Consider the following 1,146-nt stretch of genomic DNA (forward strand, 5'->3'; position numbering starts at 1 on the left):
GGCTAGCACCGAGAAGGACGTTTGTAATGTCCGCTCCGGCACATAGCAGTCCTAGGGACAGTGGCGTACAGTCATAGATGGTCGGTGGGAGGTGGTACAAATTCTCTCATGCAAAAAATATGTAAAATCGGTAGCAACTGGAAATCATTCAACACCCGCACTATCGGAAGTTCACCAGCCAGCCGCAGCACGTTCCTGCATACGACGTGTCTGCGGCTCTACCATATCTCCTATGAGCAACGTGTTAGCAGAGCCAAGCCACAACTCTAATTTTAATACATAATGAATGATAATAATAATATTAAAAATTTCCTGTGTAACTAATTTACTATATGGTTTCTGATAAGAATCATTGCAAAGATCAAACAACTTGTATTACATTGACAGTTAAGCAGTTAATTTTATCACCTCTAAAATATATCAGCATCTAGCATGCAACCTATCAAAATGGAGAGTTTTATGACTAAAAAACCATGGGAAAGAAGACTTAAAGATTTATCGCACTTGCTCAAATGCTGCATTGATACATATTTTGACCCTGAATTATTTCGCTTGAATTTGAATCAATTCCTCCAAACCGCAAGAACAGTAACATTTATTATTCAAAAAAACAAAAACCAGATTATAGGATATGACATTTGGTATAACAATAATGTTATTGAAAAATGGAAAAATGATCCATTAATGGCTTGGGCTAAAAATTCTCGCAATACGATAGAAAAACAAGGCGATTTAGAAATGTATAGCGAGGCAAAGGCTACTCTTATTTCATCTTACATTGAAGAAAATGACATTGAGTTTATTACAAATGAAAGTATGTTAAACATTGGTATAAAAAAGTTAGTCAGACTTGCACAAAAGAAATTACCTTCATATTTAACTGAATCATCTATTATTAAATCAGAAAGACGATGGGTCGCTAATACGCTAAAAGATTACGAATTATTACATGCCTTAGCTATAATCTATGGCAGAATGTATAACTGCTGTAACTCTCTTGGCATACAAATAAACAATCCAATGGGTGACGATGTGATTTCGCCAACATCATTCGACTCTTTATTTGATGAAGCCAGGAGAATAACTTATTTAAAATTAAAAGATTACTCCATAAGCAAATTGTCATTTAGCATGATACAATATGAC

At 34.8% G+C, this 1,146-nt stretch carries 1 protein-coding gene; it reads left to right on the plus strand.

Annotated features, from left to right (window positions below):
* Positions 1–432 precede the first annotated feature (432 nt).
* Positions 433–1,146, plus strand: a 714-nt coding sequence (locus tag P3H78_RS33140) for an Ea47 family protein (RefSeq protein WP_438828083.1), incomplete at its 3' end; no start/stop codon positions are given.

The organism is Streptomyces tropicalis, assembly GCF_029269835.1.
Classification (GTDB): Bacteria; Actinomycetota; Actinomycetes; order Streptomycetales; family Streptomycetaceae; genus Streptomyces; species Streptomyces tropicalis.